General features: G+C 69.5%; 23 protein-coding genes. 11 read left to right on the top strand and 12 right to left on the bottom strand.

Going from position 1 to position 24,585, the window contains the following annotated elements:
- Position 1: 1 nt before the first annotated feature.
- On the bottom strand, positions 2-475 hold the full coding sequence (phnG, locus tag H7965_RS00185) for a phosphonate C-P lyase system protein PhnG (RefSeq protein ID WP_186768504.1): 474 nt from the start codon (positions 473-475) through the stop codon (positions 2-4).
- Between the two features lie 94 nt (positions 476-569).
- On the opposite strand from phnG, the gene phnF reads away from it, so the two are divergent.
- Both phnF and H7965_RS00175 read left to right on the top strand, forming a co-directional pair.
- Complete coding sequence (phnF, locus tag H7965_RS00180) at positions 570-1,313, top strand: phosphonate metabolism transcriptional regulator PhnF (protein ID WP_186768503.1); 744 nt, start codon at positions 570-572, stop codon at positions 1,311-1,313.
- A gap of 1 nt (position 1,314) precedes the next feature.
- Entirely contained in the window at positions 1,315-2,445 is a 1,131-nt protein-coding gene (locus H7965_RS00175) for an alpha-D-ribose 1-methylphosphonate 5-triphosphate diphosphatase (protein ID WP_186768502.1), read from the top strand.
- 158 nt (positions 2,446-2,603) lie between these two features.
- On the opposite strand, the gene H7965_RS00170 is transcribed toward H7965_RS00175, so the two are convergent.
- Positions 2,604-4,256, bottom strand: a complete 1,653-nt coding sequence (locus tag H7965_RS00170; protein WP_186768501.1) for a hypothetical protein — start codon at positions 4,254-4,256, stop codon at positions 2,604-2,606.
- 482 nt (positions 4,257-4,738) lie between these two features.
- Between H7965_RS00170 and H7965_RS00165 the strand changes: the two genes are divergently transcribed.
- On the top strand, positions 4,739-5,920 hold the full coding sequence (locus H7965_RS00165; protein ID WP_186768500.1) for an acyltransferase family protein: 1,182 nt from the start codon (positions 4,739-4,741) through the stop codon (positions 5,918-5,920).
- Between the two features lie 194 nt (positions 5,921-6,114).
- Positions 6,115-10,293, top strand: a complete 4,179-nt coding sequence (locus tag H7965_RS00160; RefSeq protein ID WP_186768499.1) for an EAL domain-containing protein — start codon at positions 6,115-6,117, stop codon at positions 10,291-10,293.
- 81 nt (positions 10,294-10,374) lie between these two features.
- On the opposite strand, the gene H7965_RS00155 is transcribed toward H7965_RS00160, so the two are convergent.
- Positions 10,375-10,818 carry a hypothetical protein gene (locus H7965_RS00155; RefSeq protein ID WP_186768498.1) on the bottom strand — a complete coding sequence of 148 codons (444 nt, stop codon included), beginning with the start codon at positions 10,816-10,818 and terminating at the stop codon, positions 10,375-10,377.
- A 343-nt stretch (positions 10,819-11,161) separates the two neighbouring features.
- Between H7965_RS00155 and H7965_RS00150 the strand changes: the two genes are divergently transcribed.
- The gene (locus H7965_RS00150; protein ID WP_186768497.1) at positions 11,162-12,001 is read left to right on the top strand and encodes an amidohydrolase family protein; all 840 of its coding nucleotides are present in this window, start codon (positions 11,162-11,164) and stop codon (positions 11,999-12,001) included.
- Positions 12,002-12,303: 302 nt separating this feature from the next.
- On the opposite strand, the gene H7965_RS00145 is transcribed toward H7965_RS00150, so the two are convergent.
- Positions 12,304-12,639: a hypothetical protein gene (locus H7965_RS00145; protein WP_186768496.1), complete on the bottom strand. Its 336-nt coding sequence runs from the start codon at positions 12,637-12,639 to the stop codon at positions 12,304-12,306.
- Between the two features lie 188 nt (positions 12,640-12,827).
- Between H7965_RS00145 and H7965_RS00140 the strand changes: the two genes are divergently transcribed.
- Entirely contained in the window at positions 12,828-13,052 is a 225-nt protein-coding gene (locus tag H7965_RS00140; protein WP_186768495.1) for a hypothetical protein, read from the top strand.
- A gap of 10 nt (positions 13,053-13,062) precedes the next feature.
- Here H7965_RS00140 and H7965_RS00135 read toward each other — a convergent pair whose 3' ends face one another.
- From H7965_RS00135 to H7965_RS00100, 8 genes are all read right to left on the bottom strand, one after another.
- Positions 13,063-13,989 carry a LysR family transcriptional regulator gene (locus H7965_RS00135; protein WP_186768494.1) on the bottom strand — a complete coding sequence of 309 codons (927 nt, stop codon included), beginning with the start codon at positions 13,987-13,989 and terminating at the stop codon, positions 13,063-13,065.
- 117 nt (positions 13,990-14,106) lie between these two features.
- On the bottom strand, positions 14,107-14,256 hold the full coding sequence (locus H7965_RS00130) for a hypothetical protein (RefSeq protein ID WP_186768493.1): 150 nt from the start codon (positions 14,254-14,256) through the stop codon (positions 14,107-14,109).
- Positions 14,240-14,578: a cytochrome C oxidase subunit IV family protein gene (locus H7965_RS00125; RefSeq protein ID WP_186768492.1), complete on the bottom strand. Its 339-nt coding sequence runs from the start codon at positions 14,576-14,578 to the stop codon at positions 14,240-14,242. Before H7965_RS00125 ends, H7965_RS00130 begins: the two co-directional genes overlap by 17 nt.
- 9 nt (positions 14,579-14,587) lie before the next feature.
- Complete coding sequence (locus H7965_RS00120) at positions 14,588-15,310, bottom strand: heme-copper oxidase subunit III family protein (RefSeq protein WP_186768491.1); 723 nt, start codon at positions 15,308-15,310, stop codon at positions 14,588-14,590.
- 10 nt (positions 15,311-15,320) lie between these two features.
- Positions 15,321-16,031 carry a cytochrome c oxidase subunit 3 gene (locus H7965_RS00115; RefSeq protein WP_186768490.1) on the bottom strand — a complete coding sequence of 237 codons (711 nt, stop codon included), beginning with the start codon at positions 16,029-16,031 and terminating at the stop codon, positions 15,321-15,323.
- Positions 16,028-17,803: a cytochrome c oxidase subunit I gene (ctaD, locus tag H7965_RS00110; RefSeq protein WP_186768489.1), complete on the bottom strand. Its 1,776-nt coding sequence runs from the start codon at positions 17,801-17,803 to the stop codon at positions 16,028-16,030. The genes H7965_RS00115 and ctaD overlap by 4 nt, the downstream gene beginning before the upstream one ends.
- Before the next feature lie 110 nt (positions 17,804-17,913).
- Positions 17,914-18,711, bottom strand: a complete 798-nt coding sequence (gene coxB / locus H7965_RS00105) for a cytochrome c oxidase subunit II (protein ID WP_186768488.1) — start codon at positions 18,709-18,711, stop codon at positions 17,914-17,916.
- A 453-nt stretch (positions 18,712-19,164) separates the two neighbouring features.
- Positions 19,165-20,868 carry a dihydroxy-acid dehydratase gene (locus H7965_RS00100; RefSeq protein ID WP_229682418.1) on the bottom strand — a complete coding sequence of 568 codons (1,704 nt, stop codon included), beginning with the start codon at positions 20,866-20,868 and terminating at the stop codon, positions 19,165-19,167.
- A 266-nt stretch (positions 20,869-21,134) separates the two neighbouring features.
- Here H7965_RS00100 and rplM point away from each other — a divergent pair, with 266 nt between their 5' ends.
- The 5 genes from rplM (at position 21,135) to H7965_RS00075 (ending at position 24,467) form a co-directional block, all read left to right on the top strand.
- On the top strand, positions 21,135-21,641 hold the full coding sequence (rplM, locus tag H7965_RS00095; protein WP_186768486.1) for a 50S ribosomal protein L13: 507 nt from the start codon (positions 21,135-21,137) through the stop codon (positions 21,639-21,641).
- Between the two features lie 4 nt (positions 21,642-21,645).
- Positions 21,646-22,155, top strand: a complete 510-nt coding sequence (rpsI, locus tag H7965_RS00090) for a 30S ribosomal protein S9 (protein WP_186768485.1) — start codon at positions 21,646-21,648, stop codon at positions 22,153-22,155.
- Positions 22,156-22,335: 180 nt separating this feature from the next.
- Positions 22,336-23,289 (top strand): N-acetyl-gamma-glutamyl-phosphate reductase, encoded by a 954-nt coding sequence (gene argC, locus H7965_RS00085; RefSeq protein ID WP_186768484.1) that lies wholly within the window; start codon positions 22,336-22,338, stop codon positions 23,287-23,289.
- A gap of 82 nt (positions 23,290-23,371) precedes the next feature.
- A complete protein-coding gene (locus tag H7965_RS00080) occupies positions 23,372-23,920 on the top strand; it encodes a gamma carbonic anhydrase family protein (RefSeq protein WP_186768483.1) in 549 nt (182 codons plus the stop codon).
- 106 nt (positions 23,921-24,026) lie between these two features.
- A complete protein-coding gene (locus H7965_RS00075) occupies positions 24,027-24,467 on the top strand; it encodes a nuclear transport factor 2 family protein (RefSeq protein WP_186768482.1) in 441 nt (146 codons plus the stop codon).
- Positions 24,468-24,585: the final 118 nt, after the last annotated feature.

Genomic DNA, 24,585 nt, shown 5'->3' with positions numbered 1-24,585 from the left:
GTCACCGCATCGTCTGCATGGTGAAGAACTGAACCCGGGTCGCCGCCGCCCGGGCCGCCACCGCCGCGGCCTCGGCCGCCTGGGCCGCGGCCAGCGGCTCGATCACCGCTTCCAGCAGCGCCGGCCGCGCGGCCGGGTCCTGCAGGGCGGCATCCAGCACCGCCGCCAGCTCGGCCTGCCGCAGGTCGCGGCCGGCGACATAGGCATGGCCGATCCGGCCATCCGGCAGGCTGACGCTGCAGCGGGTGACGGTGACCTCGCCGAGGTTGAAGGGGGCGCCATCGCCGCCCTGGCGGCCGCGCGCCATCACCAGCCCGATCTCCGGGCCGCGCAGCCTTGTGGCCGGCGGCAGCGGCGGGGCGTGTTCCAGCCGGGTGGCGATGGCGGCGGCGTCGGCGCGCGCCAATACGGCCATCCAGCGGCGACGGGCGGCGAGAGCCTCGGGCGGTTCGTCTGCGGCAGCGGTCTGGGGCATGGTGGCCATCTTATAGAGGTCTAGACATCTGCATGTCCAGCAGGGTATCCCCAGCCTATTGCCACGCCAGAGCAGGGCCGAGGTTGACATCTCCATGACAATGCCGCCGGCCAACTCCGCCCTTGCCCGCGGCCAGGGCGTCGCGCTGTGGCGCCAGATCGCCGGCAGCCTCGAAGCCGAGATCGCCGCCGGCGGCCTCGCCCCCGGCGCCCGGCTGCCGACCGAGGCCGAGCTGACGGCTCGCTTCAGGGTCAACCGCCACACCGTCCGCCGCGCCATGGAGGAGCTGGAGAACCGCGGGCTGGTGCGGGTGGAGCAGGGGCGTGGCAGCTTCGTCGCCGAGGATGTGCTGGACTATCCCCTCGGCCCCCGCACCCGCTTCTCCGAGACCATCCGCCGGCAGAACCGCGAGCCGCAGGGCCGCATCATCCGGCTGGAGGAGATGCCCGCCGAGAGCCACATCGCCGAGCTGCTGAAGCTGCGCCGCGGCCAGCCGGTGGTGCTGGCGGAGCGCCTCGGGCTGGTGGATGGCCGCCCGATGGTGCTCGGCGGGCATTACTTCCCCGCCGCCCGCTTCCCCGGCATCGTCGCGCTGCTCGCCGCGGATGCCTCCATCACCCGGGCGCTGGGGCAGCTCGGCGTGCCGGATTATCGCCGCCTGGTCACCCGCATCACCGCTCGCATGCCGACACCGGAGGAGGCCGCGCTGCTGGAGCAGGCGCGCACGCGGCCGGTGCTGGTGACCGAGGCCGTCAATGTCGATGCCGCCGGGACGCCGGTGGAGGCGAGCATCGGCCGCTACGCCGCCGGACGGACGCAGTTTGTGGTGGAGAGCTGAGATGGATTGGGCAATCACCGGCGGACAGGTGTTGCGGGACGGCAGGCTGGAGGTGGGGGCGCTGCGCCTGGCCGAGGGCCGGGTCGCCCCGGATGGCGTCGGCGGCCGGGGCTTCGACGCGCGCGGCCTGCTGGTATTGCCAGGCCTCGTCGACATCCATGGCGATGCGCATGAGCGCTGCCTGCAGCCGCGCCCCGGAATCGGCTTCGCGCCCCGGCTGGCGCTGCGCGATGCGGCGACGCAGCTGCTCGGCCTCGGCATCACCACCGCCTATCTCGGCATCACCCTGTCCTGGGAGCCGGGGCTGCGCAGCCTGGAATCCTGGCGCGGGCTGATGGCGGCACTGGAGGCGGCGCGCCCGGCGATCGATCTGCGGGTGCATCTGCGCTTCGAGGCCGACAATCTGGCGGCGTTGCCGGATGCGCTGGCCGATATCGCCGCCGGGCGGGTGCATCTGGTGGGCTTCAACGACCACACCCCGGCGATCCTGAAGAAGCTCGGCAATCCGAAGGAGGTGGCGAAATACGCCGGCCGCGCCGGGCTTGCCCCCGAGGCTTTCATCGCGCTGGCCGAGGATGTCGCGGCGCGGCGGCCAGAGGTGCCGGAAGCCCGCGCCCGGCTGGCCGCCGCCGCTGCCGCGCGTGACCTGCCGATGCTGAGCCATGACGATGCGTCCCCGGCGGACCGGGCGCTGTTCCGCGGGTTGGGCGCGCGGATCTGCGAATTCCCGATGGCCGAGGCGGTGGCCGAGGCGGCGCGCGCCGCCGGGGATGCGGTGGTGATGGGCGCGCCGAACGTGGTGCGGGGCGGCAGCCACCTCGGCTGGGCCAGCGCCGCGCCGCTGGCGGAGCGGGGGTTGGTCACCGTGCTGGCCTCCGACTACCACTGGCCGGCGCTGCTGGAGGCGCCCTTCGCCATGGCCAGGCGCGGCCGGATGTCGCTGGCCGAGGCCTGGGCACTGGTCTCAGCCAATCCGGCCGCCGCGGCGGGGCTGGAGGATCGCGGCAGCCTGACGCCGGGGCAGCGCGGCGATGTGGTGGTGGTGGACCCTGCGGGGCCGGCGGTGGTCGCGGTGTTCTGCGGCGGAGCGCTGGCGCATCTCGGCGCCGGGGGCGCGGCGCGGCTGGTCTGAGGGCGGATGACGGCGCGGCGTGAACGCCTCCGCAAGCCGTCGTGGCCGGGCCTGGCCCGGCCATCCAAGGCCTTGCTTTCGCGGTGGGATTGGAGGCGCGGGTCAGGCCCGCGCATGACGAGAGGAAAGAGCTATCTCCGCGTCTTCAGCGCTCCGGCTCAGCGCAGCGGCCCCTCCCAGGTGAAGCGGCGGAGGTCCAGCGCGCAGAGGCCGGTCAGCCCCCAATGCTCCGCCCAGGCGCGGACTTCCGCCAGATAGGCCGGGTCCTCCGGGATGGCGGCGGGCCAGAGCGGCGGGTTGAAGGTGGAGATGCCGTTGATCGTCGGGATGTGGCGGACGGCAGCCACCAGCATCGCCTCGGTGTTGTGGTTGTAGGGGTTGGCGACCTCCTCGCCGAACCGGCTCTCGGTGCGCGCCGCCGAGACGTAGAAGGACCGGCAGTCCGCAGGCGCCGGCGGCACCGCCTCCAGCCGGGCATTTTCCAGCGGCCGGTCGAGGAAGAGCGGGGCGTAGCGGTTGAGTTGCTCCGCCACCAGCAGCAGCGCCAGCAAAGCCAGCACCGGGCGGCCCAGGCGATGCGCCTGGGCGGCAAGGAAGGCCATGGCCAGCGCCACCACCGGCACCGCCAGGAAGATCTGATAGCGCGCCACCACCCGCGCCGCCCGGGCGCCGGGGACATAGGCATAGACCAGCGACCAGCCGGTGGTGTCGCCCCAGCGCAGGGTCAGCGCCCAGGTGACAAGCGTGGCCAGCGCCACCGCCCGCAGCAGCGGCAGCCGCGCCGGGTCCAGCCCGCGCCCGCCGCGCGCCAGCCAAACCAGGGATGCGGCGAAGAGCCCGAGCAGCAGCGGCGGGAAGCCGGTCATCAGCTCTGACCAGGCCGGGAAGCCGGGGCGGATGGCGTCGTTCAACCCGCTGACCAGCCAGCCCCAGAGCAGGCTGCGCTCGCCGACGTTCAGCACATCGAGCAGTGTCGGCGCATGGCGCAGCACATCCGGCCAGGGGTGCATGCCGGTCTCCGCCGCCTTCGGCAGGTAGAGCGTCAGGAAGGGGATGTTGAGCATCACGGCCAGCGCGGCGAGGCCGAGCAGCGGCACCGCCTGGGCCCTGAGCGCCCGCAGCACCGGCCGCCGACCCGCCCCGGCCACCGCCAGCCAGGCCAGCAGCACCGCGCCGCCGAGCCAGGCGAAGTACCAGGCCATGTAGAAGCCGGTCATCAGGCAGGCGGCGAACATCAGGCAGAAGCCGCCGCCCCAGCCGAGCAGGGCACCGCGCCGCCCTTCCAGCAGCGCAACGCCGGTGCGGTACAGCAGCCAGCCCAGCAGCGGTACGAAGCCGACGCTGAACAGCTGCGCATGGTTGCCGCGGATGAACAGGTTGTTGCTCAGGGTGAAGAGCACCGCGCCAAGCAGCGCCACCGGCCAGCCGAGCCCCACCGCCCGCCGCAGCAGACCGAACATCGCCAGGAAGCCCAGCGCCCGCAGGCTGGCATTCACCAGCTCGCCGGAGAGGAAGGGATCGGCGCCGAGCGACCGCCAGGCGGCATGCAGCAGGCCGAACAGCAGGTAGCCGTCATTGTAGCCGAGGGTGGCCGGGACCGGGTGGAAGTAGCTGGTGCGCGACCAGCTCTCCAGCCCGCGCAGCACATTCCACCAATGCTCGAGGATTGAAAGCTCGATCACCGCATCATGGCGGTCGCCATAAAGCAGGGTGAAGCCGTCGCCGAGCTGGTGCCGGAAGAAGACGGCGAGCGTCAGCAGGCCGGCGAGGCCGACCGCGGCGGCCTGAGGCAGGCGCAGGGGCGGGGTCATCGGCCGGCCCGGTGGCGGGGCAGGCGGGCGGGGGTGGTTGCGGGCTTGCCCATCGGGACCTGTGTGCTGGGAAAAGGGATCGCCAGGGTGTGGCGCCTCCGCTGTGCCGGATCCACGGGATCCCGGCGGCGGTGGAGATGGAGGAATACCACGGCGGGGCGGCCTGCTGATCCCCCGCGGCCGCGGGCGGCGATCCTCGCGCCTGCCGGGAGGCCTGAGGCAGTCTCGGAATTGGGGGATTTCCCGCAATGGTGGGTCGAATCTCCCGGCGCCGGCCGGTGTTCCGGCGCCCGGTGCTCAGCAATATCAATGTTATAGGCGGCTGGCCGCTGACCGGTGGCGGCTGGCATGGCCCGTGCAGGCCGACCTGGCGTTGCCGTCAGGCAAACCGCGGGAAGGGAGTTGGCAGCCATGTCCGGCCAGGGTGACGAGGGGCGGCTTTCCCAGCGTTGCGACGCCGGTCTTCAGTCGCGCTCCGCCTGATGCGGGATGCGGTGGCCCTGCGGGGCGGAAATGGCACGGGGCGCTTCGCCTCCCTGGATGCGCTGCGCGGCATCGCCGCCTTCCTGATCGTCACCTTCCACTGCTGGAAGATCGGCCTTTTCCCCGAGCCGGCCGGATGGGCATGGAAGCTCTGGTATTGGACGCCGCTGAACCTGCTGATCAGCGGCCGGCCGTGGGTCATCCTGTTCTTCGTGCTGAGCGGCTTCGTCCTCGCCTGCTCGCTCGAACGGGCGTCCGGCACCGACTACCGCGGCTTCGTGCTGCGGCGGTTCTGCCGCATCTACCTGCCTTTCGCCGGCTCCATCCTGTTCTCGCTGCTGGCCTATGCGCTGGTGCAGCCGGAGCGGATCCCCGCCCTGTCGCGCTGGTTCAACGAGCTGGCCTGGAGCGAGCCGCCTGATCTGCGCAGTGTGGTGCGGCATCTGCTGATGACCGGCCTCGACGGCGACGACGGGCTGAACCCGGTGATGTGGAGCCTGGTCTACGAGCTGCGCGTCTCCTTGTTCTTCCCGGCGCTGTTCCTGGCGGCCTACCGCTGGCCGCGGGCGGTGCTGGCGCTCGGGCTGCTGGCCCATGCCGGTACGGCGCTGCTCTACGGCTGCCGCACGGTGCAATGCCAGCCGTTCCGTGGCCAGGACGGGGTCAGCTCGGTGCTGCTCACGGTGTACTTCACCCTGTTCTTCATCATCGGCATCCTGTTGGCGCGATACCGCGATGCCGTCGCCCGCAGGGTGCGGAAGCTGTCCGTGCCGGGTGCGGCGCTGCTCGGCCTCGCCGCCGTGCAGGCGATGATCCTGCCGAACATCCCGCAGCTGAGGCTCATCATGCCGGCCGACCTGCTGTTTGGCCTGGGCTCCGCCACGCTGATCGTGCTGGCGGTCGGCCGACCGGGCTGGGCGGCGGCGCTGGAGGCCCGCCTGTTCGCCTGGCTTGGGCTGGTGTCGTACAGCCTCTACCTCACCCACAACATCGTGCTGTTGACCATCGTCCATTGGTTCCACGCGATGGCGAGCACGCCGCTGCTGCTGCTGGGCGTGGTGGGAGCCTCGCTGCTGGCCGCCGCGGTGAGCTACCGCGTGCTGGAGGCGCCGGCCATGCGGCTCGGCCGCTGGGCCGCGGTGCGGCGGAGTGCCGGTGTCCAGATGGTGCAAAAGGCTTGAGACCCGGGCGCATGGCATTGGCGCACCGCCTGGCCGGTGCGTGGTAGCAAGCGCAGTATAAAATTACGAAACTAGTATTGTTACCACCATCTCTGGGCGGATCTGGCGAATGCTTTCCATCCGAATTGGTTAACTCCGTAGTCGCAGGACGCCTGCTGTGATAACTTTTTTTTGGCTTCCGCAACGGGGATGAAGTGGCCTCAGCCGGCATATCTGAAGGGCAGCATGAACGCCCGGCTGGGGTTCATGCGATTGCTGCCCTCGACACGCAGCCGGACTCACGCCTGAACACGTTCACGCGCCTTGCGGCGCGGCTGTACAATGTTCCGATTGCCCTGATCTCCTTCGTCGACGACCATCGCCACTGGTTCAAATCGGCCTTCGGCCTCTCGGCCGGGGAGGCGCCGCGGCACAGCGCGTTCGGTGCGCATGCCGTCGTGACCGCCGGCCGCGCCCTCATCGTCGAGGATGCGAGCGTCGACAGCCGCTACGCCGACGACCCGCTGGTGACGGGCAGCCCGAATATCCGCTTCTACGCCGGCGTGCCGCTGCTCGATCCGGATGGCCGCATGCTCGGCACGCTCTGCGTCCTGGACACCAAGCCCCGCCGCCTGTCCCCGGCCGAGCTCGAGCCGCTGGTCGATCTGGCGCGCGGCATCACCGCGGTGCTCGCGCTGCACCGCGGCCTTGAAGCGGCACAGGATGCGGCGCTGCGCGATCCGCTGACCGGGCTGGCCAACCGCGCCCTGTTCGAGCGGCGGCTTGCCGAAGCGGTCGCCCGCGCCAGGCACCGGGGAACGGAAGGCCCGCGTGCTGGCGACGGCAGCTTCGCCATGCTGTGCCTCGATCTGGACCGCTTCAAGGCGGTGAACGACCTGTTCGGCCATGCCGGCGGGGATGCCCTGCTGTGCGAGGTCGCGCGCCGACTCTCCGCCAGCGCGCGCGCCACCGACACAGTTGCCCGGCTTGGCGGCGATGAATTCGCCCTGCTCATGGCGGCCCCGGTGTTGCCGTCCGATGCCGCCAGCCTGGCGGCGCGGCTGATCGAGAAGCTCGCCGAACCCTTCGAGATCGAAGGCCAGCCGGTGCCGATCCGCAGCTCGATCGGCTTCGCCCTCTATCCGGGCGACGCCGCCGATGCGGGCGAATTGCTGCGCCGCGCCGATGCGGCGCTCTACGCCGGCAAGCGCGCCGGACGCGGCCGCGTCCGGCGCTTCGAGCCCGGCATGGACGGCGCGCTCGCCGGCCGCCAGGCGCTGGAGCGCGACCTGAAGCTCGCCCTGACGAACAATGAGTTCACCCTGGCCTGGCAGCCGATCGCCAATGCGCAGACCGGGGCCATCACCGGCTACGAGGCGCTGCTGCGCTGGCAGCGCCAGGGCCATGGGCCGATCTCGCCGGCGGATTTCGTGCCCGTCGCGGGGGCCTGCGGCATCGGCGGGGCGCTGGACGACTGGGTGCTGCGCGCCGCCTGCCGCGAGGCCGCAACCTGGCCGGACACCGGACAGGGCGCGCCCCGCATCGCGGTGAATGTGTCGCCGGCGCGGTTCCGGCTCGGTGGCCTGCCCGAATTCGTCGAGACGACTCTGGCCGAAACCGGGCTGGCCCCGGCCCGGCTGGAGCTGGAGGTGTCCGAGGGCACCCTGATCCAGGATGACGCCGCGGCCGCCACCACCCTTGATCGGCTCAGGGCGCTCGGCGCGCATGTCTCGCTGGATGATTTCGGCACCGGCTATTCGTCGCTGGGCTATCTGCATGCGTTGCCCTTCGACAAGGTGAAGCTCGACCGTGCCTTCATCCGCGACCTGGAGGTGGCGGGCCGGTCGCAGACCGTGGTGCGGGCGGTGCTGCAGCTCGGCCGCGCCCTGGGCATCACCGTCTGCGCCGAGGGAGTCGAGACCCAGGCGCAGCTCGCCCTGTTGCGGTCCGCTGGCTGCGAGGAGGTCCAGGGCTATCTGATCGGCCGGCCGGGCCCGCCGCCCGGATCCGCCGGTGCCACGCAATCCGACGCGGCGGCACCCCAGGATGCCGGCAGTGCCGGCCCCGGCCCGGCGACGACGCAACCCGACCCGGCACTGGCTGCGGAGCCAGGCCGTAAACTTGGCAGGTCGCGGCTGATCGGCTGGCTCGGTGGGATTCGTACCCGGACCATTGCCTTCACCGCGCTGGCCCTGGTACCGCTGGCAGCCATGGCCAGCTGGCATTTCGAGCAGCAGGTCGATGCCCAGATCGCCGCCGCCGAGGATCGGGTCGTCAGTGACGCCCGTATCGGCGCGCGTGAGCTCGATAGCCTGGTGATGCAGGCGCGCACCTTGCTGACCGCGCTTTCCGCGGTGCCTGAGGTGATGTCCGGCGTGGCCGGGCAGGGCGGCGAGGCCTGTGCCGCGACGCTCCGCCGCGTCGGTGCCACCGCGCTTTGGCAGGCCGCGCTCTCAGTGCTGCGTCCCGACGGGGTCATCGTGTGCAGCACGACGTCCGCGGTGATCGGCCAGGATCTGTCCGGCCGCAACCATATCCAACGCGCGCTGCAGACGCGCGGCGTCGTGCTGTCGGGGCTGGTGGCCTCGCGCGGCCGTGCCCGGGCATCGGTTTACGCCGTGCAGCCGGTGCGCGATGACGCCGGTGCGGTGGCCGCCCTGCTGACCTCCGCGCTTGACCCGGATTGGCTGATCCGCGCGCTGGTCGACCGGATCGGCAGCGACCGCCGCATCGGGCTGCTCGATGGCGATGGGGTGCTGGTGGCGCGCCACCCCCCGGCACCACCGGGCACGATCGGCCGCGCTTATGGCGGCGATGGCTTCATCGCCACGATCCTGGCGAAGGGCGAAGGCCACTTCCGGGCAAAGGGCATCGACGGCAGCGCCTCGCTCTTCGGCTTTGCCCGGATCGCCGACGCCGACGCGCTGGTCATCGTCGGCCTGGACGAGAACAAGATCACCGCCCCGATCCAGGCGGCACGGCGGCTGTCCTATGCGGCGCTCTTCGCTGCCGGCGCGCTGCTGCTGCTGGTCGGGCTTGCCGGCGGCGAGATCCTTCTGGTGCGGCCGCTCCGGGCGCTCAGCCAGACAGTCGATCGCTTCGCCCGGGGCGAGTTGAAGGCCCGGGTGACGCTCGGTCGCTGGGCCGCGCCCGAGCTGGCGTCGCTGGCGCAGCGCGTCGATGCGATGGCCGACCGCCTCGCCACCGCGCAGGAGCATGAACGTACCGCGAGCGCGGCGAAGTCATGGTTCCTGGGCGCGGTGAGCCATGAGCTGCGGACGCCGCTCAATGGCATTCTCGGCTGGGCGCAGCTGCTGCGCCGCGACCCTCGCCTGCCGCGCGACCTGAGAGGGCAGATCGACACGATCGTGGCGGCAAGCGAGCACATGGCGACCATCGTTGACCGGCTGTCCGAGATCAACCGGATCGAACGCGGCGGGCTGACGCCACCCCTTCTGGCGCCGACCGATCCCCGCGGGATTGCCGAGGCTTGCGCCACGCTCATGCGGCCCCGCGCCGAGGCCAAAGATCTGGCCGTACGGGTCGTGGCAGGCGATGGCCTGCCGGCTGCGGTGATGCTGGACGCCACGCGTACCCGGCAGATCCTGCTGAACTTCCTGACCAACGCCATCACCTTCACCGACACCGGCCATGTGGCGATCCGCATTGTCCGGCCGCAGCCGGACATGATCCGCTTCGAGGTCACCGACACCGGGCCCGGCGTGCCGGCCGGCGAGCAGAGCCTGCTGTTCCGCGACTTCACTCGGCTCGATGCGGCCCGCCGCCACAACAGCCCCGGCGCGGGGCTGGGGCTGGCCGTCTCGGCACGCATCGCCGTGCATCTGGGCGGCAAGGTCGGCTACGAGCCGGGTGAGTACGGCCAGGGAAGCAATTTCTGGGTGCTGCTGCCGGCGCCGGATGCGACACCGGATCCCATGGCGCATTCCGCCGCTGCGACCGCGGACGGGCACGGCCGCTCGCTCCGGATTCTGGTGGCCGAGGATGTCACCGCCAATCGCCTGCTGGCGCGGGCGGTGCTCGAAGGCGCAGGCCATCAGGTCGACCTGGCGACCGACGGCGACGAAGCCGTCGCCCTGGCGCTGCAGCACGACTACGACATCGTCCTGATGGACATCCTCATGCCGGCGCTGAGCGGCATCGAGGCAACCCGGAAGATCCGCCATTCCGGCAGCGCATGCGCGGATGTGCCGATACTGGCGGTGACCGCATCCGTCCTGCCGGAGCAGATGGACGCCTGCTTCGCCGCGGGCATGGATGGCTTCATCGAGAAGCCCATCCGTGTCGATGCGCTGAAGACGGCGCTCGAACGCGTTTCGCGGCGGGAAGGCTCCCGCCGACCGATGCGGAATGTCGCCACGCTCAGCCAGGGCTGATCGCCGCGGCAACGGCCGGAGGCGCGGATCTGCTCCTGGCGGGCGGCTCGGAACGGCGCGCAGCGCGCGTGCCTGCCGCGTTCAGACCGCCTCCGGCTGATGCGCCTCCCTGGTGGTGGTCCCGGTGCGGTGCGACGGAGTGTCATCGTCCTGCATCCCTGCGCGATCTGCCGGGGACGTCATCTTGTGCTGCTGCGCATTGTCGCGCAGAAAGTATACAGATGAAGCCGCCGCATCATCCAGGCCATGCACGGCCCTGACATCGACCATCACCGAGCCGTTCACCGCGGTCGTGGCCTCGCCGAGTTCAACAACGGTCACGAGTTCCGGTTGTGACCATGGGAGCGTGAACTCCGTGTGCAACAGGCCGGCAGGGGCGACGGCGATGATGAACGCACAATTGGCGTATTGGCGGGCAGCTTCGGCGGTGTCGGCGATGACGATGCACGGCCCCCGGTGACGACTCGTCAACCAGGCCGGATCACTCAGCTTTCCGCGATCCGGGGATAGCTGGAACACTGGCATTGGCGGGAACCTTGGCGGGGGGCGACAGGGTTGAAAGTTCCACGGCGGCAAACTGCGGTCGCGTAACAGCCGCTTGAGGCAAACAATTGTGCGTCGGGCTCACCGGCCAGGACGCATTGTCCGCACTCCACAATGCGGTCGGCTACATTATGCAATACGAAGCGAGGCCGGCCGGGCGTGGCTTCGCGTCGCGTGTCATCCTCGGCTCCGCGCCGGTGCGGCCCTTGAACACTGAAACGCGGTTGCGTAGCGTCCCGCAACGGCATTGCCGGCCCGGCCGCGCTCACGCGGTGCTGGACATGCCCTGCCTCAGTGACATCGGCCGGGCGGGAGGATGAATCTCATGTTGACGATAGATGCCCAGGTTCACGCCTATGAACGCGATCACCCGGGCCGTCCCTGGGCCGGTGTGCTGCATGGCCCGCCGGAAGTCACCGGCGACGACATGGTGGCGGCGATGGACGCGGTCGGCGTGGATGGCGCGCTGCTGGTTTCGGCCTTCACTATGTACCGCTTCGACGCCAGCTACGCGCTCGATGTCCATGCGAAGCACCCGACGCGGTTCCGGCTGATCAAGCCGGTCGATCCGACCGATCCCGGCGTGGCGGATGTCATCGCCGACTGGGCTGCCACCAAGGGCACTGTCGCGATCCGGATCATGCTGAACCGCGGCGCGTCGGAAGACCCGGCCGACCCGGGCCTCAACCGGGTGCTGGCCGCCGCCGCGCGGCATTCCCTCCCGGTCAACCTGCTGTGTTGGGGGCGGCTTGCCCAGGCACAGGCGCTGGCGGCGCGGAACCCCGATACGCGGCTGGTGATCGACCACCTCGGGCTGCAGCAGCCCTTCGAGCCGCCGGTTCCCGCCGAACCCTTCGCGGAGTTGCCGAAACTGCTGGAGCTGGCGGCCTACCGCAATGTCGTGGTGAAGATCACCGGCGCCTGCACGCTGTCGCACCAGCCCTTCCCCTACAACGACATCTGGGATCCGCTGGGCCGCATCTTCGATGCCTTCGGCCTCAATCGCTGCATGTGGGGCACCGACTGGACCCGGGCAGTGGCCTTCCTGACCTATGCGCAGGGGGTGGAGGCGTTCCGCCTCACCGACCGGCTTTCCGACAGCGACCGGGCGGTGCTGATGGGAGGGACACTGCAACGGGTCTATGATTGGGCGGGCAAGGCCTGAGTCATCACATCGGCGCCGGAACGAGGTCGGGTCGGGGGAGGGGAGGAGCTACGGCGGTCCGTCTCCCATGCCAGCGCCCTCGCCGGTGAGGTGAACATCGCCGCAACCCCGGGCCGGTGAGCGACGGCGCGCTTTTGTGGGCGCGGCGAGGACATCCGGGGCTGCGCCAGCCAATGATCGGCCATGTGCAGCCAGAGGCTGCCTGGCCTGTCGCCTGCCTTCGACGTCCCATGCCGCGGGATGACCTGCGGCATGGGGCTGCGGAAGGGGCCGATGTGGCCGGCGGCCGTCATCACTCAGCCTCAGCTACGCGGCCGGGCTGCCTGACCAACCAGAAATGAGTCGGACGGCAGCTCCTGGCGGTAGACGAGCTGCGCATTCTCGCCACCGCCAACCAGCTCGGCGGCCAAGCCGCTGGCGACCTCAGTGGTCGCGTCCCGGCCATAGGTGATCCGCAGATCGTCGCCGCCGCCGATGATGCTGGCGCCGCCGCCGCCGACCAGGTTGCTGCTCGTCCGGCCGTAGACCAGCTGGGTATTGTCGCCGCCGCCGATCAGGCGAGGGCCGGCATCCTGCGCCTGGGCCACGCCGGCAGCGCCAAGGGCGATCAGGGAGGCAAATAGCGCATTGCGGAACATGGTCTATCTCCTGCGGTATGGGACCGGGCTCGTCGGGCTGGAAGCGCCGTCCGGCCTCGCCGCTGCAGGAAGAATGGCCGCCCCGCCGACGGAAATCGAATGCGTATGCCAAATGGTGCGTATCCACGTCATGGATGGGAAGGTCTTCGGCGCGGGGCGCAGATAAGGCGGCGGGACAGGAGGTCACCATGCCGCAAGCGAAATCCCCGAAAGAGGCGCTGGAGGAGGCGATCGAGCGCTACCGCTCGGCCTTCGGCGCCGAGGCGCTGCCCTGCCTCTGCTGCGTCACTGATGCCGCGAAGGCGGTGGCCGCGGCCATGCTGGAGCACGCCGTCTGCACGCGCCGGGCGCTGCGCTACGGCCAGGTCTCGGCCGCGCTGGGCCAGACGACGCCGCTCGGCGGCAGCCTCTGACGGCGCCGGATCAGCCGCGCCGCGTCAGCCAATGGATGAGCTGGGCGCGCAACCAGACCTCCCCGGGATCGTGGTCCAGCGCAGTTCGCCAAGCCATGCGGATGACCGAATCCGGGCAAGGGAAGGGGGGCGGGTCGGCGGCAAGCATCGCGCCGTATTTGGTCGCCATCAGCGCCTCGACCAGCGCCTCGGAGACGACGCAGAGCAGGTCGGAGCCGAGCAGCGTCTGCGGCAGCAGCCCGAATTCCGGCATACCCAGCACCACCTGCCGGCGGCGGCCCATCTGCTTCAGCAGCTCATCGACGAAACCGGTCAGGTCGCCGCGTGGCGTCACCAGCAGATGCGGCCGGGCGCAATAGCTCTCGAGGTCGATCGGCCCGGGCGAGGTGGCGTCGCGCAGCACGCGGAACCCGTCCCGCCGTAGCACCCGCTGCTTGGCGGCGGCCGGCAGATCCTCGAAATAGCCGATTGCGGTGCCGATCTCGCCGGCGTCCAGCAATCCGGGGATGGTAAGGTAATTCGCCGCGCGGATGACGACGCGGCAATGGGGCGCGGCGGCGCGCAGCCGCGGCAGCAGCGGGATGATGGCGAGGCCGACATCCTCGCTCATGCCGATGCGGAAGGTGCGCGTATCGGTTGCCGGGTCAAAGGGGGTGGCGCCGCTGATGGCGCCGGCCACGGATTGCAGAGCGGGCTCCAGCTCCGCCATCAGCGCCTCCGCCCGCGGTGTCGGCTCCAGTGCATTGCCGTTGCGGATGAAGAGCTCGTCGCGAAAGAAGGCCCGCAGGCGGGCCAGGGCGGCGGAGGTCGCCGGCTGCGACAGGAACAGCGCCTGGCCGGCGCGGGTCACGCTGCGTTCCCGCATCAGCGCGGCGAAGACCGGCAGAAGGTTCAGATCCAGCTGGCGCAGGCCAGAGTCCCCGGGACGCAGCGCCATGCTCGGTCTCGCTCCTTGCCACCGCAACGAGCAAACCGCGGAAGCCGGGCGGCGTAAAGCGGCGCGATCCGAGCGCGGGCATGCGCCCGGCGGTCGCGCCGGCCGGTCGTGGGCGAATCAGGACAGCAGGCCGACCTTGTCCAGCAGGCCCAGCAGCCAAGCGGCGACGATGGCCGCGACGATGCAGAACAGCACGCCGAACACCAAGATGCGGCGATTGCTGCGCGGGGCCGCCTGCGCCTCCGGCTTGTCAGCCAGGTTCCGCATGGAAGAAATGCTCCCGGGTGAACAGCGTGTAGTCGGCCTCGAAGACCATGATGCCGGCGAAAATCAGCACAAGGACCGGCGGGATCAGGATGGCATAGGACAGCGCCACCCTCTCCCAGGCCATGTGCATGAAGACGGCGACGATCAGCCCGGCCTTCAGCATCATGAACAGCAGGATCAGCGACCACCTGAGGATGCCCTGCAGCTGGAAGTAGTCGACCATGTAGGAGAAGGCGCTGAGGACGAAGAGCCATCCCCAGACCACCAGGTAGAGCTTTACGGGGTGCTGCTGCCCCTCATGTGCTGCGGTCGCCAGAGCCATGATTGCCTCCTACCAGAGATAGAAGAGCGCGAAGATGAACACCCAGACCAGATCCACGAAGTGCCAGTAGAGACCCATGATCTCGACCACCTCGTAGCGGCCCTTGCGGCTGGTGAAGAAGCCGCGCCGCTCCTGGTCGAAATCGCCGCGCCAGACCTTCCGCGCGATGATCAGCAGGAAGATCACGCCGATGGTCACATGGGTGCCGTGGAAGCCGGTGATCATGAAGAAGGCCGCGCCGAATTGCGGTGCGCCCAGGGGATTCTCCCAGGGCCGCACGCCCTCGTGAATCAGCTTGGACCATTCGAAGGCCTGCATGCCGACGAAGGTGGCGCCGAAGGCGGCGGTCACCAGCATCAGCACCGCGGTCTTCACCCGGTCCCTGCGGTAGCCGTAGTTGACCGCCATGGCCATGGTGCCGCTGCTGCTGATCAGGACGAAGGTCATGATGGCGATGAGGATGAGGGGCAGGTTCGTCCCGGCGATCTCCAGCGCGAAAACCTCGCTCGGGTTCGGCCAGGGCACGGTCGTCGACATCCGCACCGTCATGTAGGCCAACAGGAAGCAGCCGAAGATGAAGGTGTCACTGAGGAGGAAGATCCACATCATGGCCTTCCCCCAGGAGGCGCTCTTGAACGCGCGCTGGTCGGAGGACCAGTCGGCGACAAGGGATTGCCAGCCTGCCTGCGGCGCCATGGCTGCCTGCGCATGCGTCGGCGTGCTGTCCGGCATGGGTCGGATCCTATCTCAACGGGGCGGTGCAGATCTCGTAGAGCCAGAGGAAGGAAGGCGAGAAAGCAAGAAGCGCGAACAGGACGAGCCAGGCGAGCAGCAGGAAGTGCCAATAGGTCGCGCAGAGCTCGACGCTCAGCCGCAGCCGCTGCGTCACCCGCCCGTCCGGCAGCCGGGCGACAGTCCGGCCGAGGGCGACCAGGCCACCCAGCACATGCAGCCCGTGCACCGCGGTGACGAGGTAGAAGAAGGCGTCGGCCGGATTGGTCGAGAGGCGGTAGCCCGCGGCGGAGAGCTGCCGCCAGGCGAGGAGCTGCCCGACCAGGAATACGGCGGCGCCCGCGCCTCCGGCCAGCAGCCCGCGGCGCAGGCCGGCCATCTCCTCCCGCCGGGCCGCGGCCACCGCGCCATGGAGCGCGACGCTGCTCAGCACCAGCACGCCGGTGTTGAACCAGAGCAGTCGCGGCCAGGGCAGCGGCCGCCAATCCTCCATGTCCATGCGCATGAGGTAGCTGCTGACCAGCATCGCCAGCAGCGCGGCCGCGACGGTGAGGAAGACGCCGAGGCCAAGCTTCGCCTCGGGCAGCAGCGACGGCTCCGGGCCGGGCAGGGGGCCGGCCGGGTCGGTCTCCAGCCAGGGCCTGCTGCCCAGCCCATGCTTCAACAGCCACCACCCGGCCACGGCCGCCAGCACCAGCATGAACAGCAGGGTGACGATCATGCCGCCGTACCCGCCGTGCCGCGCGCCGGTCCGGGATGGTTCTGCGGCAGGTAGTCCTGCTCCGCGCCGGGCACGCTGTAGTCATAGGCCCAGCGATAGACCACCGGCAGCTCCTTGCCCCAATTGCCGTGCCCCGGGGGCGTCTCCGGGGTCTGCCATTCCAGCGTGGTGGCGTTCCACGGATTGCCGCCGGCCAGCCGGCCGTGGCGCAGGCTCCAGGCCAGGTTGAACAGGAAGACCAGCTGGGCGAAGCCGACCACCAGCGCGACGATGCTGATGAAGGCGTTCAGATCATGCGCCGAGGCCGGGACGAAGCTCATCTCCCCAAGCTCATGGTAGCGGCGCGGGATGCCCAGCAGGCCGAGGTAGTGCATGGGGAAGAAGATGGCGTAGGCGCCGAGGAAGGTGACCCAGAAGTGGAACTGGCCCATCGCCTCGTTCATCATCCGGCCGGTGATCTTGGGATACCAATGGTAGATGCCACCGAAGATCACCAGGATCGGCGCGACGCCCATGACCATGTGGAAATGGGCGACGACGAACATGGTGTCCGACAGCGGCACATCCACCACCACATTGCCGAGGAAGAGGCCGGTCAGCCCGCCGTTCACGAAGGTGACGATGAAGGCGAGGGCGAAGAGCATCGGCAACGTCAAGTGGATGTTGCCGCGCCACAGGGTCAGCACCCAGTTGTAGACCTTGATGGCGGTCGGGATGGCGATGATCAGCGTGGTGGTGGCGAAGAAGAAGCCGAAATAGGGGTGCATTCCGCTGACGTACATGTGGTGCGCCCAGACCACGAAGCTCAGCGCGCCGATTATGACAATCGCCCAGACCATCATCCGGTAGCCGAAGATGTTCCGCCGCGCATGGGTGCTGATCAGGTCGGAGACGATGCCGAAGGCCGGCAGGGCGACGATGTAGACCTCCGGGTGCCCGAAGAACCAGAACAGGTGCTGGAACAGGATCGGGCTGCCGCCGCCGTAGCGCAGCTGCTGGCCCATCTCCACCAGGGTCGGCATGAAGAAGCTGGTGCCGAGCAGCCGGTCGAACAGCATCATCACCGCGCCGACGAAGAGGGCAGGGAAGGCGAGCAGCGCCATGACGGTGGCGGTGAAGATGCCCCAGACGGTCAGCGGCATGCGCATCAGGGTCATGCCGCGGGCGCGGGCCTGCAGCACCGTCACCGCGTAGTTCAGCCCGCCCATGGTGAAGCCGATGATGAAGAGGGCGAGGGAGAGGAGCATCAGGATGATGCCCCATTCCTGTCCTGGCGTGCCGGAGAGGATGGCCTGCGGCGGATAGAGGGTCCAGCCGGCGCCGGTGGGTCCGCCGGGCACGAAGAAGCTCGCCACCAGCACCAGCACCGCGAGCAGGTAGATCCAGTAGCTGAGCATGTTGACGTAGGGGAAGACCATGTCCCGCGCGCCGACCATCAGCGGGATCAGGTAGTTGCCGAAGCCCCCGAGGAACAGCGCGGTGAGCAGGTACACCACCATGATCATCCCGTGCATGGTGATGAACTGGTAGTAGGTGTTCGCGTCGATGAAGGAGAAGGTGCCGGGGAAGCCGAGCTGCAGCCGCATCAGCCAGGACAGGACCAGCGCGACCATCCCGATCGCGATCGCGGTCAACGAGTACTGGATGCCGATGACCTTGGCGTCCTGGCTGAAGACATACTTCGTCAGCCAGCTATGCGGATGATAGAGTTCGACCTCGGCGGTCTCGGCGGGTGGGATGGCCTGGTCTGCGCCGGGTGCCATACCGCTCATCGGAATTCCCTCCTGGTCCTGCGCCGTACCGCGACGGGATCGCGGCACGGCGTGACGTTTCTTCGTTCCTCTCGCTCAGCCGGTCGCGGGAAGGCTGCGCGCCCTCCGCCTCATCGCGCCGGCTCCAGCTGTGCGAAGCTCCGCTGGCCGCTGAGCCATGCCTGGTATTCCGCCTGGGTCTGGATGACGACCCGGCCGCGCATCGCCGAATGGCCGACGCCGCAGAGCTCGGCGCAGAGCACCTCGAAGGTGCCGGTGCGGGTGGGGGTGAACCAGAAATAGGTGACCGAGCCCGGGATCATGTCCATCTTGGCGCGGAACTCCGGCACGTAGAAATCGTGCAGTACGTCGACGGCGCGAAGCAGCACCTTGACCGGCCTGTCGACCGGCAGATGCAGGTCTTCGCCATCGACGACGACATCATCCTGCCCGTCCGGGTCATTGGGATTGAGGCCGAGCGGATTGTCGGGGCTGATGTTGCGGACGTCGGAGGTGCCCAGCCTGCCGTCAGGGCCCGGCAGGCGGTAGCTCCAGCGCCATTGCTGGCCGACGATCTCCACCTCCGTCGCCTCCGCCGGGACGGTGACGAACTGGCTCCAGACGAACAGCCCGGGCGCCAGCATCGCCACCACGCCGACCGCGGTGGCGATGGTCAGCCACCATTCCAGCCGCTTGTTCTCCGGCTCATAGGCCGCCTGGCGATCAGGCCGATGGCGGAAGCGATAGACGCAATAGGCCATGAACAGGATGATGGCGACGAAGACCACGCCGGTGATCCAGAAGGTGATCAGGATGGTCTCGTCGATGTAGCGCCAGTTGGAGGCGATGGGTGTCCACCACCATGGGCTCAGGAAGTGGAACACCACCGAGCCGACCGCCACCAGCACCAGTATGAGTGCTATCGCCATGTCGCGTTCATCCTCGCCTCTTGGGCTGCGGACCGGAACTGGACGAAGCCGATCTTACGGCTGCCGCAGGATCCTCATGCCGGCGCCGGCATTCAGCCCGTACGCCAGCGGCACCGCTGCCGGGGTATCCCCGGGGGGCGCAGGTCCGGATCGCATGCCTCGCGTGGTCGTCGCCATCAGATCAGCCATGGTCGCACTCCTGTTTCCGTCTCGCGAGCGGGCGCCAGTGAAGGCGACACAGGGCACGTCTTGCGACTTGCGGTCGCATGCCAAGCCAAGGAAAGCAGTGTATGCTGATACGTTATTGGTCAGGTCTGCAATCAGTTTCGCGTGAGTCGGCTCGCTCACGCTGATTGCCATCCCGCCAACCTCCGGCGGGGTCGGGGGCCGAGCCTCGGCCCCCGCAGGGCAGCGCAGACAGCGTCTCCGCCCACCGTTCCGGCGGTGTCGGGCTCAGACCCCTTCCGGCCGCAGGAAGGCCATGTCCACGCCTTCCGGCGCCTGCAGCACCTGCTCATGCATCAGCTTGTCCCAGCCGCGCTTCGGCGCCGCGGGCTTGCGCCAGGCGGCGCGGCGGCGGGCCAGCTCGCTCTCTTCCACCAGCAAATCCAGCCGGCGCTCCTTCACCGAGAGCCGCACCCGGTCGCCGCTCTCGACCAGCGCCAGCGGGCCGCCGGCGGCGGCTTCGGGCGAGATGTGCAGCACGATGGTGCCGAAGGCGGTGCCGGACATGCGGCAATCGCTCATCCGCACCATGTCCTTCACGCCGGCGCGGGCCAGCTTCTTCGGGATCGGCAGGTAACCGGCCTCCGGCATCCCCGCCGGGGTCAGCGGCCCGGCGTTCTTCAGGATGAGGATGTCGTCCTTGGTGACGTCCAGCGCATCATCGTCGATCCGGTTGGCAAGGTCGGCCAGGCCGTCGAAGACCACGCAGCGCGCCTCGGTCTCGAACAGTGATTCGGTCGCCGCGCTGCGCTTGAGGATGGCGCCATCCGGCGCCAGCGAGCCGAACAGCGAAACCAGGCCGCCCACCGGGCTGACCGGCGTGGCGCGGGCGCGGATGTAGGTGCGGTCGACGAAAGGCGGCGCGGCGTCGAGCTGCTCGCCGAGCGTCCGGCCGTAGAGATCCTTCGCCTCCAGATGCAGCAGGTCGCGCAGCTCGCGCAGCAGGGCGACGAGGCCGCCGGCGGCGTGGAAATCCTCCATGTAGCCCTCGCCGGTGGGCTTCAGGTCGACCAGCACCGGGGTTTCCTCGCTCAGGGCGTCCAGCCGCTTGAGGTCGATCTTCACCCCGGCGCGGCCGGCGATGGCGGTCAGGTGGATCAGCGCATTGGTGGAGCCGCCGAGCGAGAGCAGCACCCTGAGCGCGTTCTCGACGCTCGCCTCGGTGATGATCTCGCTCGGCTTCACCGGGTGGGTGATTAGCCGCACCGCAAGGGTGCCCGCTTCCTCCGCCATGCGCAGCCGGTCAGCGTGCACCGCCGGGGCGGAAGCCGCCATCAGTGGCATGAAGCCGAGGGTGGCGGCGAGGCAGGCCATGGTGGAGGCGGTGCCCATGACGCCGCAGGTGCCGGCGGTGGTCGCCAGCTTGCCCTCGATCTCGCCGATCCGCTGCTCGGAGACATCGCCGGCGCGGTAGCGGGCCCAGTAGCGGCGGCAATCGGTGCAGGCGGAGAGCCGCTCACCCTCGAAGCGCTGTGCCAGCATCGGGCCGGTGACCAGCATCACCGAGGGCACGTCGGCGCTCGCCGCGGCCATCAGCTGGGCCGGCACCGTCTTGTCGCAGCCGCCGACCAGCACTGCGGCATCCATGGGCTGGGCGCTCAGCATCGCCTCGGTGTCGAGCGCCATCAGGTTGCGGTAATGCATCGAGGTCGGGGTGAGGGAGGGCTCGCAGAGGCTGACGGTGGGGAAGGCCAGCGGCAGCCCGCCGGCCGCCAGCACGCCGCGCTTCACCGCCTCCACCAGCTCCGGCACGGTGCGGTGGCAGTTGTTGTAGTCGGAGGCGGTGTCGGCGATGCCGACCACCGGCTTCTCCATCATCGCCCGCGAATAGCCCATGGAACTGGCGAAGCTGCGGCGGAGGTAGAGGGCAAACTCCGGGTCGCCGTAATTCGCGGCGCCGCGGGCCAGGCCATGGGGCTTCTTCTCGGTCACGGGCATTCTCCGGGTCAGGCCGGCGCGCTGCAATGGGCGGCGGTGGGACGGCATTTCCCGCGCTGGGCGCGGGGCGGCCAAGGGTGGCAGCGGTGTTCGCCCTCGGCAAGCAGGGCGGAGGCGGCACCTTCGCCGGCCGCAACCGGAATTGTGGTAACATACTACCGCATCGATAAAACCCGTGGTTCGCCTTAGCTTTCACTTGACCTGCGGGCGCCGCACCGCCATAAGCCGCAGCCTATCTTCGGTTCGGACAACACTGATCCATGTTGCAGACGCAGACCCGCTCGCTGAAGCCGGCGGACGTGCAGAAGGCCTGGGTGGTGGTGGATGCAGAGGGCCTGGTCCTCGGCCGTCTCGCCACCATTATCGCCAACCGCCTCCGTGGCAAGCACAAGCCGCAATTCACCCCGCATGTCGATTGCGGCGACCATGTCGTCGTGGTCAACGCTCATAAGGTGAAGGTCACCGGCCAGAAGGCGGAGCAATCCGTGTTCTACTGGCACACCGGCTACGCCGGCGGCATCAAGGAGCGCACGGTACGCGAGCGGCTCGAGGGCAAGCACCCCGAGCGCGTGGTCGAGAAGGCCGTCGAGCGGATGATCACCCGTGGCCCGCTCGGCCGGGCGCAGATGAAGAACCTGCACGTCTATGCCAGTGCCGAGCATCCGCATGCCGGCCAGCAGCCGGTGGCGCTCGATGTCGCTGGCATGAACCGCAAGAATGTCGCCACGAGCGGCGCGGCCAAGACTACCACCGCGAAGGTTGCCTGAGCCCATGAGCGAGCAGACAAGCGTTCCGCAGACCACGGGCACGCTGGCCGACCTCAAGGCCCTGGTGCAGGGCACCCCGGCTGCCGGTGAAGCGGCGGCGCCGCTGCGCGAGGCCAAGCGCGATGCCCAGGGCCGCAGCTACGCCACCGGCCGCCGTAAGGACGCCGTGGCGCGGGTGTGGGTGAAGCCGGGCAAGGGCACCATCACCATCAACGACAAGCCGATCGGCCGCTACTTCGCCCGGCCGGTGCTGCGGATGCTGATCACCCAGCCCTTCCTGGTGGCCGACCGCTACCAGCAGTTCGATGTCAACGCGACCGTGGTCGGCGGCGGCCTCTCCGGCCAGGCCGGCGCGGTGCGCCACGGCATCAGCCGGGCGTTGACCAACTACGAGCCGGAGCTGCGGCCGATCCTGAAGAAGGCCGGCTTCCTGACCCGCGATCCGCGCGTGGTCGAGCGGAAGAAGTACGGCAAGGCGAAGGCGCGACGTTCCTTCCAGTTCAGCAAGCGCTGACCGGGGCGGGCGCCGGTCGGCGCCAGCCTTCTGGCTGTCATACGCGAGGGGCGGGTCCGCAAGGGTCCGCCCCTCTTGCTTTTTGCGCCGCCTTGCGCGGCAAATACCGGATCGGATGGCAATGGCGCGGCAGCGCCGGCGTGGGAATCCGCTCCGCTCAGGCGTGAGGAGAGTCGAGAGATGGCCAAGGGCAGCATCCCGACGGTGTTCATCGATGGCGAGGCCGGCACCACCGGCCTGCAGATCCGCGAGCGGCTGGCAATCCTGCCGCATGTCGCGGTGCGTTCCATCGATGCCGCTCGCCGCAAGGACCCCGAGGCCCGCCGAGCCCTGATGGCCGAGGTGGACCTGGTGGTGCTCTGCCTGCCGGACGACGCGGCGAAGGAAAGCGCCGCCCTGGCCGCCAGCCTCGGTGACGCCGCGCCGCGGTTGCTGGACGCCAGCAGCGCCCATCGGGTGAACCCGGACTGGGTCTATGGCCTGCCGGAACTGACCACGGAGCAGCCGGCGGCGATCGCCGCGGCGCCGCGCGTCTCCAACCCCGGCTGCTACCCGACCGGCGCCATCCTGCTGCTTCGGCCGCTGGTCGAGGCGGGGATCATCCCGGCCGATTACCCGGTCAGCGTGAACGCCGTCTCCGGCTATTCCGGCGGCGGCAATGCCATGATCGCCGCCTACGAAGGCGGCACCGCGCCGGATTTCGAGCTCTATGCGCTCACGCTTGAGCACAAGCATGCGTCGGAGCTGCACCGCTACTCCGGCCTGTCGCGGCGGCCGATCTTCGTTCCCAGCGTCGGTGACTTCCGCCAGGGCATGATCGACAGCATCCCGCTGCACCTGGAGACCCTGCCGGGCAAGCCCGCGCCGGCCGAGATCGAGGCCGTGCTGGCGGCGCGCTACGCCGGCAGCGAATACGTCCGGGTGGTGCCGCCGGGTGCCAAGCTGGAGCCGCAGGCGCTGAACAACACCAATTTGCTGGAGCTGCGGGTGCATGGCAATGCGGGGCATGGCCAGGCGGTCCTGACCGCGCGCTACGACAATCTCGGCAAGGGGGCGTCGGGGGCGGCGGTGCAGAACATCGGGCTTATGCTCGGCGTTCCGGTCGAGACCAGGCTGCCGGCCGCCGCTGAATAGGCCGGCGCTGCCGCGAGAGGTCACGGGACAGCGGCTGGCGTTCCGGAGTGAACGCCCGTCGTCACAGGGAAAGGAACCAAGAATGGACCACAACTCGCCGGCCGTGCACGGCCCGCTCTACCCCTTCGAGGGCAAGCTGCCGGTGGTGCACGCCACCGCCTTCATCGCCCCGACCGCCGCGGTGATCGGCGATGTCGAGGTCGGGGAGGGGGCCAATATCTGGTATCATTGCGTGCTGCGTGGCGACACGAACTTCATCCGCGTCGGCGCCCGCACCAATATCCAGGACGGCACCATCGTCCATGTGAACGCCGGCACTCAGGCGACCCGCATCGGCACCGACGTCACCATCGGCCATGCCGCCATCATCCATGCCTGCACGCTGGAGACCCGGGCCTTCGTCGGCATGGGTGCCACGGTGCTGGACGAGGCGGTGATCGAGGAGGGCGGCGTGCTGGCCGCCGGCAGCGTGCTGCCGCCGCGCAAGCGGATCGGCCGCTATGAGCTGTGGATGGGCAACCCCGCGGTGCTGGTGCGGGTATTGAGCGAGGAGCAGCGCGCCGGTTTCGACCGTACCGCGAACCATTACGTGGAGCTCTCCGGGCGGCACCGGGCCTCGCTCGGCCGGTAGGCGGAACGAACCAACTCCCGGGCGAATGCGGATTGCATGCAAATTCGCCGGCAATCCGCTGTAGCCTCTCCCCTGCCGGACAACCGGCCAGCGGGAGGAAATGGGAATGCTGAACAGAAGGCATGTCGCGGCAGCGGCGGCGGCGACGGGTTTGCTGACGGCGCTGCCGGCGGCCGCGCAATCCGGTGACCAGCAGGCGGTGGCGCGGGCGGTGGATGCGCTGACCGCGGCGATGCTGAAGCCGGACCGTGCGGCCCTGGAGTCGCTCTGCGCCGAGGCGCTGAGTTATGGCCACTCCGCCGGGCGCATCGAGAGCCGCAAGGAGTTCATCGATGCGCTGGTCAACCGCACCAGCGTGTTCCGCTCCATCAACCTCGGCGACCAGACCATTGGCTTGGCCGGCAACAACGCCATTGTCCGCCACCTGCTGACGGGCGAGACGGAGAGCAACGGGCAGGTCTCGCCGGTGCGGATCGGCGTGCTGCAGGTCTGGCAGAAGGATGGGTCCGCCTGGCGCCTGCTGGCGCGGCAGGCGTACCGGATCTAGCGCGGGTGCGCGGCGCGGCAGCCCCGTGGCTGCCGGCCGGCCACGCATGCCGGCGCGGGCTTGACGCTGCCGACGCCGGCTTCCATCGTTCGCGCAAACCTAACGAATACTTCGGGAG

This window comes from Siccirubricoccus deserti (genome assembly GCF_014283215.1).
Lineage (GTDB): Bacteria > Pseudomonadota > Alphaproteobacteria > Acetobacterales > Acetobacteraceae > Siccirubricoccus > Siccirubricoccus deserti.
Note: the sequence above shows the minus strand (reverse complement) of the source record. Positions and strands in the feature narration are given on the sequence as shown.